Annotated in this window: 11 protein-coding genes; 10 read left to right on the forward strand and 1 reads right to left on the reverse strand. The window is 62.5% G+C overall.

Translation table 11 applies throughout. From position 1 onward, the window contains the following. Positions 1-69: 69 nt before the first annotated feature. The 10 genes from BRA1253DRAFT_RS03035 (at position 70) to BRA1253DRAFT_RS03075 (ending at position 6539) form a co-directional block, all read left to right on the forward strand. Positions 70-1266 carry an integrase arm-type DNA-binding domain-containing protein gene (locus BRA1253DRAFT_RS03035; RefSeq protein ID WP_007590967.1) on the forward strand — a complete coding sequence of 399 codons (1197 nt, stop codon included), beginning with the start codon at positions 70-72 and terminating at the stop codon, positions 1264-1266. A 551-nt stretch (positions 1267-1817) separates the two neighbouring features. Further along, positions 1818-2069, forward strand: a complete 252-nt coding sequence (locus BRA1253DRAFT_RS03040) for a helix-turn-helix domain-containing protein (RefSeq protein WP_007590982.1) — start codon at positions 1818-1820, stop codon at positions 2067-2069. An 88-nt stretch (positions 2070-2157) separates the two neighbouring features. Then, complete coding sequence (locus tag BRA1253DRAFT_RS03045) at positions 2158-2490, forward strand: PC4/YdbC family ssDNA-binding protein (RefSeq protein WP_007590983.1); 333 nt, start codon at positions 2158-2160, stop codon at positions 2488-2490. Then, positions 2487-2729 (forward strand): hypothetical protein, encoded by a 243-nt coding sequence (locus BRA1253DRAFT_RS03050; protein ID WP_007590989.1) that lies wholly within the window; start codon positions 2487-2489, stop codon positions 2727-2729. The genes BRA1253DRAFT_RS03045 and BRA1253DRAFT_RS03050 overlap by 4 nt, the downstream gene beginning before the upstream one ends. Continuing rightward, the gene (locus tag BRA1253DRAFT_RS40390; RefSeq protein WP_007590990.1) at positions 2730-3998 is read left to right on the forward strand and encodes a helicase RepA family protein; all 1269 of its coding nucleotides are present in this window, start codon (positions 2730-2732) and stop codon (positions 3996-3998) included. A 691-nt stretch (positions 3999-4689) separates the two neighbouring features. Further along, on the forward strand, positions 4690-5229 hold the full coding sequence (locus BRA1253DRAFT_RS03060; RefSeq protein ID WP_157158531.1) for a hypothetical protein: 540 nt from the start codon (positions 4690-4692) through the stop codon (positions 5227-5229). Further along, positions 5205-5366, forward strand: a complete 162-nt coding sequence (locus BRA1253DRAFT_RS43345) for a hypothetical protein (RefSeq protein WP_007590993.1) — start codon at positions 5205-5207, stop codon at positions 5364-5366. The genes BRA1253DRAFT_RS03060 and BRA1253DRAFT_RS43345 overlap by 25 nt, the downstream gene beginning before the upstream one ends. Beyond that, positions 5363-5857 (forward strand): hypothetical protein, encoded by a 495-nt coding sequence (locus tag BRA1253DRAFT_RS03065; protein ID WP_007590994.1) that lies wholly within the window; start codon positions 5363-5365, stop codon positions 5855-5857. Before BRA1253DRAFT_RS43345 ends, BRA1253DRAFT_RS03065 begins: the two co-directional genes overlap by 4 nt. Next, positions 5854-6336, forward strand: a complete 483-nt coding sequence (locus BRA1253DRAFT_RS03070) for a hypothetical protein (protein ID WP_007590996.1) — start codon at positions 5854-5856, stop codon at positions 6334-6336. Before BRA1253DRAFT_RS03065 ends, BRA1253DRAFT_RS03070 begins: the two co-directional genes overlap by 4 nt. Beyond that, the gene (locus tag BRA1253DRAFT_RS03075) at positions 6333-6539 is read left to right on the forward strand and encodes a hypothetical protein (RefSeq protein ID WP_007590997.1); all 207 of its coding nucleotides are present in this window, start codon (positions 6333-6335) and stop codon (positions 6537-6539) included. Before BRA1253DRAFT_RS03070 ends, BRA1253DRAFT_RS03075 begins: the two co-directional genes overlap by 4 nt. Before the next feature lie 111 nt (positions 6540-6650). Here the strand turns inward: BRA1253DRAFT_RS03075 and BRA1253DRAFT_RS03080 are convergent. Next, positions 6651-7227: IS66 family transposase (locus tag BRA1253DRAFT_RS03080; protein WP_007590998.1), on the reverse strand; the 577-nt coding region annotated here is incomplete at its 5' end.

The following is a 7227-nucleotide window of genomic DNA, read 5'->3' on the forward strand; positions in this document are numbered from 1 at the left end:
CTGCAATTCGAGCCAAGACCGTAGATTTTGCCCGTGGGTTCGGAGGACGGTTTGCTCTGAGGGGAACACATGGCAGGCAAACTCAAGCCACTCGACGTAGAGCGCGAGACTAAGTCCGGCAAATACACCGATGGTGGCGGGCTCTATCTCATTGTGACAAGTCCGACGTCGAAGAATTGGGCTTACCGCTACTGGAAGGACGGCAAGGAGCGATGGCACGGCCTTGGCTCCTTCAAGCACATCTCGCTCAAGGACGCGCGGCTCGCCCGCGACGCTGCACGGCTGAAGGTCAAGAGTGATCGCAGCACTCCAGGTATCGACATCGTTCAAGAACGGCGCGCCGCGCGTGACGAGGTGAAGGCCATCGAAGCCGCCGTCGTGTTGTCAACCTTCGAAGAATGCGCCGAGACCTATATCCGCGCGAACTGGTCGACCTGGAGCGAGAAGCACCGCGATCAGTGGCTTTCGTCGCTTAAGCGCTATGCGTATCCGACGATTGGCAAACTCACCATTCCCGAGATCAAGCCGAGCCATATCCATGACCTGCTCAAGCCGATTTGGGTGGAAAAGCGCGAGACGGCGAACCGCGTCCGCGGCCGCATCGAGACGATCATCGCGAAGAACGTCAACATCGACGATGCCGACTTCCGCAACCCGGCCGAGCTCACGAAGCAGTTGCGCGAGAAGCTGCCCAAGCGGCCGAAACGCGCCGTCCGACATCACCCGGCGCTCCCGTATGCCGAGGCGCCGGCCTTCATGCGGGCGCTCGCCGACGCCGCCGGCACAGCAGCGCAGATGCTGCGGTTTGTCATCTTCACCACTTGCCGGACGAACGAGGCGATTGAAGCAGGTTGGATCGAGATCGATCGTCCGGAATCCGTGTGGAAGATCCCGGGCCACCGGATGAAGATGGACCAGGACCACCATGTGCCGCTTACCGCGCCGGCGCTGGCTATCCTCGACCAAATGCGAGATGGCAGCCAGGGCGAGCTCATCTTCACGAACCCGGACGGCGCGGCGTTCTCGGAAAACGCAATGCTTGCGGTGCTCGATCGCCTTGGCTACGGCCAAGCAACCGTGCACGGCTTTCGCTCGACCTTCGCGACCTGGGCGGAGGAGTGCACCGACTATCCGGACGGTGTGCGCGAGGCCGCGCTGGCCCACAAATACAAGAGCGAAACAACGGCGGCCTACCAACGTGGTCAGAAGCTCGAGAAGCGCCGCTTGCTCATGAACGATTGGGCATCCTTTCTCACGGCCGTCTAGAAGATGCCAGCCATTGCTGGCATCTGCTTGCGAGCAAGCAGAGTTGGTCGTCGGCGTCCGGAGAGCCAGCATGCGCACCCCTGCGCAGTCAATGCGAGCCGGTGTATGCGGTACTCTGCTTGCCCCTAAGCAGAGCATCGGAATTTCCAAGGACGCGCACCTTTCGCGCCGGCGAGCATCTCGGCGAGCATCCCGCTTAGCATCCCGCTTAGCATTCCACAGAATTCGCATATCTATTGGATTTATCAGAACTTTTTTTAGCTTGTCGCCAGTGGAAAGCCAAAGACTCGGGAACAGGCCAGTTAGCGCGTCGCTCGCGAATGCCGACCACCAAGCATCAGCCAAAGCATGAAAGAAACCGCTGTGCTGCAGCGGTTTCTTTTCATTTTGGCGAGCGAATTTGGCGTTAGCTGCGGAATTTCCGTAGTCAGTCTGGTGCGTTGCTGGGTGCGGCCAGTTAGGGCCTCTGGCGAACGATAGCGCACAGCAAACGATAAACGGTTGTTCGCCCCTTAGACTGCCGAACACGGAAACAAAAGGATGTCCTACACATGTCCCCGTCGCAAGCTATCGCTCTGGAAGCACCCCTCGTAGCCTCGCCCAATCAAGCGATGAAGACCCTCTTGGTCTCACGGGAGACGCTGTACAAGCTCATCAATGCGGGCGAGCTGGAGTCGTACACCGAAGGTAAGTCGCGCCGTATCACTGTGGCCTCTATCGACGCGTACGTGAAGCGCCGTCTTGCAACTGAGGCGCAACGCCGAGCCGATCGTGGGGCCGCACGCGGCGGTGCTGCCGCCTGAACGGACTGAGGCCCGGTGTGTCCGCACCGAGCCCCCTTAGCCATGTCCGAGAATCTGCCGAACCCACGACCAAGAAGGCCCGACGCCCATGTCGATAGCAGACCAGCCAGCGCCGAACAATGTGCCGTCCTTGCGTTGGACGAAACCCGCGCCGCTCGCCGAGACGGTCACGATAGCTAAAATATCAAAGAACCGCCGCCGGACCGATGCCATCCATGTCGCGCTCAGCAGCTTCGAAGGGCACAATCTCGTCAGCGTTCGCATTCACTCCACAGGCACCGACGGCATTGACCGGCCGACGCCGCGGGGCGTGTCCGTCTCCGTGCGCAAGTTGCCGGAGTTGGCCCGGGCGCTGGTCAAGGCAGAGGCCGAAGCCCGCCGATTGGGACTGATCTCGCCAGAAGATGGGGGCGAGCAGTGAACGCGCCGCTTCGCCATCGGATAGCCGCGCCGCAGATCGAGATCGCTGATTTCCTTGAGTGCGCGGAATACCAGCTTTGGTTTGTCGCTGAAGGCTGGATCACGCTCCAGGTCGCAGCCGACGGCATACAGTTTCTCGCCGAGGCCGCCGGCTATGTCGACGAGTTTGGACAAGACGCCATTCAAGACTTGCTGGGCAGGACGTTCGCCCGACTGCGCACTGCCCCGGAGCATACGTAGATGGACGCGCTCACACCGGACGACGACGGGTATGCAGCCATGCTGGTCAAGAGCATGGAGGTAGAGGACCCTCGAGACCGCTGGAAACACACTGGTGAGCCGCCGCCGGCGAATGGCCCGGAAGATTACGGCCACGGCATCGAGACGAGAGCACCCGAAGCGCCGCGCCCGCGTTTCACGCCCGTCGCGCTCGACGACGTTACGATATCCGCCGAGCCCGCTTCGCTCATTGACGGCCTTCTGCCCGCGCGCGGGCTCGCGAACGTCATTGGTGCACCGAAGTCTGGCAAAAGCTTTTTCACCTCGGACATGCTCTGTAGCGTCGCCCAGGGTGCGCTATATGCCGGCCGGGCGACCTTGCAGGGGGCGGTGATTTACCTCACCGGCGAAGGCGTGAACGGCTTTAAGCGCCGTCTGGTCGCAATGCGTCAGCACCGCGGCATCGAGGGCCAGGGCGTCCCGTTCTACATGATCGAGAACGTGCCAGACCTTGGCAGCGAGGCGACGGACCTGCCGCAACTGCTCGCCGAGCTGGACGCATTCATTGCAGCAACCTGCCCGGAGGGCCCCAGGGCGATCGTCTTGGACACGCTGGCGCGATGCATGGGTGAAGGCGACGAGAGCAGCGCTCGCGATATGGGCCGGTTCGTGAACCGCTGCGGCGCGATCGAGAGGCACTTTGGCTGCCTGGTGGTCGTGGTGCACCATGTCGGCAAAGATCCGACGCGGGGCGGCCGCGGATCAAACGCGCTCAACGGCGCGGCCGACGTCACCATTTTGGTCGAAAAGTCGGACGCGTTCAGCACTGTCCGCATCGAGGAAATGAAGGATGGCCGGGAGGGGCAGGAGTGGCGCTTCCGGCTCGCCCCCTTCGATTTGAGCGCAACTTTTTCGGATGGTTGCGCCCCACCTTCCGAGGCTGTGGAAAACTCAACCTGTGTTGTCGAAATTCTGTCGCAGCCCGGCAAAGCGCAACTTCGCGCAACCAATGCGAAGCCCAAGCCGCCCAAGGGGCTGGCGGGTGACCTGCTCAAGATCGTCAAGCGCGCAATCGAGGATGCCGGGACGACGGCACACGGGAGTGCCGCGGTGCCCCATCAGATCCGCGCCGCAAGCCGGGACGACCTCAAAAGATACTGCCAGACAATGGCTTGGCAGGAAGGCGCCGAAGGCAATTCTTGGCGCGCCCAGCTCTCGACCAATCTCTCGAAGCTTCGCGACGGCGGCCAGATCGGATTCGATCGCGAATGGGTGTGGCTCATCACATGACCGGCCCCGCAACCAGCGCAACTATGGCGCAACTTTTCCAAAACAGTTGCGCACTTAGCTGGTGTTCGACCGCCCCGCAACTGCGCAACTCGGTTGCTATAGAGTGTGGTTGCGCTGGTTGCGCCCCCTCGCGCGCGCGGCTCCGGGCTCCGCTCTCGCCGCAACTTCGCTCCGCTGGCGCTGCGCTCTCGTTGCGTCATCGCTGCGCTCGTCACACCATCGACGACATCACGCTAGGACACACGCAGACGGCCCAGCCGGCCCCGTCCATGGGCTCGCACAGGTCGGCCGTCCCGAGACACCAGCCAGATGCTCAGCGAGCCCCGCAAGCGATCCTGAGGGGGAAGGGAAGGGAGGGCGGTATTGAGCTGTCTTGTCGCGCTCACGCCTTCATCACCGCCACCACACCGAGCAAGTCGGCACCGAGGCTGCATCTCGACAGGGACTATGCCGAGCCAGCCAGGCGAGCAGGCCTGTCGGCTGCTCACGATGAAGTCCGGCATGCGGTTGGCAGAACGTCCATCCTCCGAACCAGATTGATTACGCTTTGCTTTCCTAAGGCAGGCCGCAAACCTACGGTCAAAACCCACGGTCGACGGGGTTTTAGCGCGCGCTCTCTATCCACACCTTTGTTCCCCGCTTCAGTATCCGTGGGCGCGAGGCGAGCCGGCCGCTCGACCATCAGATGCTCATGGCTCAGCCTGAAAAGACCCCACCGGGTGCCGGCCGGCAGGAAGATTCCGCTCTCGTTCCCAATTTCATGTGCTCGCCGAGTTTCGCGCTGGCTTTTCCCCCAACTCATTGCAGCAGTTTGCAGCAAGACCGCGGGGCGTCGGTGATGCAGCCGGTTGTGGTTGAGACCGAGGCCGAGTTGCGGGCGCTGATCCGGGAGCGGATTTCGGAGCTCGGCACCACGTATGGCGCAGTTGAAGCCTACGCGGGTTTGCCGGATTCCTATGTCGCGGCGTTGATGGCGCCGGCGAGGATCCGCAGGTTTGGCAACCGATCGCTTCCGTTGCTGCTGCAGGCGCTGGCGCTTGGCATTGCGCGCGTCACGTTTGTCGAGGACCAGGCCAGCGCGGCGAAGGTACGCAAACGACTGGCGCCCAGCCGGCGAAAGTCGGCGCGTGCACCGCGGCCCCATCAGCACATTGCTACTCCATGCAAACAGGACGATCTTTTTCGCAGCAATAGTGAGGAGTCGTCATGGCAAAAACCGACAAACGACTGATTGGAGCTCGCGTCGACGAGAAATTCGCGGAGCGCGTCGAGGCTGCCGCCGAGCGCGAGGAGCGCTCCGTTTCGTCGTACGTGCGTTACGTGCTGGCCGCGGCGATCGAGAAGCCCCAGCAGGGGAAAGCGGCATGAAGTTGCCAACAAATCCGGCCGCCCCGCGTGCTCCGGCCGTGCTGGATGCGCGCCCGGGCCTTGAGCGGGAATTGGCAGACCTTCGGCTTCAGGTCGCCGAGCGGGCTCTGGCGGCCTATGAGGGCGGTGCCGCGGAGCGTGCCAAGCTGGGCGCGCTGGTTTCGGCGATCGAGACGATCACATTTCAGCTCGAGGCCAACGCGCTGGCGCACGGACTGGCGGTGCGGCTGGATCGCGAGGCGGTCGCCGCGTGGCGGCAGCAGATCGAAGCCAACCCCACCGAGGCCACCGTCGGCATCAGCAGAACGAAATGTCGCGGCATGTGCACCGAGGCGCACGGCTGCGTGATCACCGGCGAAGCGTGCGCGCACCCGATTACGGTCGGCGGTGTTGGGCCGCGGCACCAGGGCAATCGCGCTGTGCGCGCGCTCTTCGCAGCGGCGGCCAGGAAACTCGATATTCCGGGATATCGGCAGGAGGACGCGGCATGACCGAGCCACAACCGATTCAGACGCCACCGGCGCCGACGCCGGACGAGGCCGTCGCAAAACTCGCCGATCTGCGAAGTAACAAGGATTGGACGGACAATTTCCTGAAGGGCAACGGCCCTCAGGTCGCCGAATTCCGCTCCTTGTCCGAGATCGCCATCAAGAGCGGCGACCGGATCGAGAAGGCAATCGCGGGTGTGCTCGACGATTCACCCGTCCAGGAGTCCGGTCATATCCAGAACATCGGTGCCGCGGCATGGCTCCGCGAGGCAGGAGTTGAAACAGGCGTTATTCGGCAGGTGCTGACCGGTGATGAGGTCACTCCACAGGAGCATGCGGCCGCCACAGCGACCAAGGCGCGCCTACTCAAGGATCAGGACTTCACGAAACGGTATATGGCCTCCGATGGGGAAGCGGTGCGGCAGATGACGCTACTCAACGTCATCGTGAGCAGCAAGGTCAAAGCGGAGAAGCAGTCGTGATTACGTCGACCCCGGCTGGCGTAGCGCTCAATCTTATGAACAACAGCTATGGCGGCGGCGATCTTATGCAGCGCACCGCAGACGAGACCGCGGAAGTGAGACGCAAGCGCACGCAAGGTGCCAAGGCCGGGGGCTACAGCCCCGCCGGCCAGGCGCTCGCAATCGACTTCGGCTCGATGAGCGTACCAGGCGCCGCGCAGTAATTCGACAAGCCCGCGATTTGCGATTTTGGAGTTGATGCAAGTGGATTCGGTTGTCGTCGGGCAAGAAGGGTCAGCAATGGCTGCTCTTAACGTAAGCGCTTAGCCGCAACCCTATTGAGGCTGGCTTGACGTTTTGCGGAATCGCCACGGCATGAGGTCTTTGATGCGGCTATGGGGATGGCCGTCGATGATCGTCTCGAGTGTTTCGGCGATGTAGGCGGCCGGGTTGACGTCGTTGAGCTTGCAGGTGGCGACGATCGAGGCGAGCAAGGCCCAGTTTTCGGCTCCGACCTCATGACCGGCGAAGAGCGCATTTTTTCTGGTCAGGCAGACTGGCCGGATGGCGTTCTCGACAGGGTTCGTGTCGAGCTCGAGGCGCCCGTCTTCAAGGAAGCGGGTCAGACCTTGCCAATGATTGAGCGCGTAGCGGATGTCCTCGGCGAGCGTCGAACCGCTGGAGATCATCGACAGCTGCTTCTCGAACCACATTTTCAAAGCGGCGACGAGAGCCAACGAATGCTCCTTTCGTGCGGCGAGCCGGATGTCCGGCGATGCACCGCGCACCATGGCTTCGATGGCGTAAAGCTGTGCGATGTGCCGAATGGCGGCCTCGGCGATCGGCGATTTGCTATTGCGGGCCAATTTGACAAAGCGTCGGCGCAAGTGGCTCCAGCAATGCACGAGCGTC

It is taken from the genome of Bradyrhizobium sp. WSM1253, assembly GCF_000244935.1.
Lineage (GTDB): Bacteria > Pseudomonadota > Alphaproteobacteria > Rhizobiales > Xanthobacteraceae > Bradyrhizobium > Bradyrhizobium canariense.

Bases quoted from the DNA above. Each gene is read 5' to 3' on its own strand.
- BRA1253DRAFT_RS03035 (WP_007590967.1), top strand. From the start codon at position 70: ATGGCAGGCAAACTCAAGCCACTCGACGTAGAGCGCGAGACTAAGTCC.
- BRA1253DRAFT_RS03040 (WP_007590982.1), top strand. From the start codon at position 1,818: ATGTCCCCGTCGCAAGCTATCGCTCTGGAAGCACCCCTCGTAGCCTCG.
- BRA1253DRAFT_RS03045 (WP_007590983.1), top strand. From the start codon at position 2,158: ATGTCGATAGCAGACCAGCCAGCGCCGAACAATGTGCCGTCCTTGCGT.
- BRA1253DRAFT_RS40390 (WP_007590990.1), top strand. From the start codon at position 2,730: ATGGACGCGCTCACACCGGACGACGACGGGTATGCAGCCATGCTGGTC.
- BRA1253DRAFT_RS03060 (WP_157158531.1), top strand. From the start codon at position 4,690: ATGGCTCAGCCTGAAAAGACCCCACCGGGTGCCGGCCGGCAGGAAGAT.
- BRA1253DRAFT_RS43345 (WP_007590993.1), top strand. From the start codon at position 5,205: ATGGCAAAAACCGACAAACGACTGATTGGAGCTCGCGTCGACGAGAAA.
- BRA1253DRAFT_RS03065 (WP_007590994.1), top strand. From the start codon at position 5,363: ATGAAGTTGCCAACAAATCCGGCCGCCCCGCGTGCTCCGGCCGTGCTG.
- BRA1253DRAFT_RS03070 (WP_007590996.1), top strand. From the start codon at position 5,854: ATGACCGAGCCACAACCGATTCAGACGCCACCGGCGCCGACGCCGGAC.